1 protein-coding gene is annotated in these 452 nt (G+C 59.7%); it reads left to right on the forward strand.

The annotated features are described in order from the left end of the window. Positions 1-452: hypothetical protein (locus ACW5W7_RS21305; RefSeq protein WP_456503002.1), on the forward strand; the 452-nt coding region annotated here is incomplete at both ends.

Genomic DNA, 452 nt, shown 5'->3' on the forward strand with positions numbered 1-452 from the left:
TGCAGTGGCTGGGTCAGTATCTGACCACGGGTCAAAACAGTGAACTGATTGCGAACCAGGAGGTCACGCTCGCAGGTGAGCAACTGACGCTGGGTGGTACTGTCGGTGCCGGCCATGCGTTGAACATCCAGGGTAAAGAGGTCAGCCAGAGCGGCGCTCTGGTCAGCGGCCAGGCCATGGTCATCAAGGCTGATAACCTGGCACTGAATGGTGAGACAGAAGCCAACTCGCTCAATGTCGATGCCAATGCTCTAACCATCGGCGGCAAGGTGCGGGGAGAAGAGGTTAAGTTGACGGCAGGCAAGCTCCACAACCAGGGAGACGTGCAGGCCGGTGAGACCCTGAGCTGGCAAGGCAGTGAGCTGGACAACAGCGGCAGTCTGCAGGGTGACAAGCACCTGGTGCTCAAGGGGGACTCCCTGAGCAATCAGGGCTCCCTGGCAGGTGGTGAC

The organism is Aeromonas intestinalis, assembly GCF_054052485.1.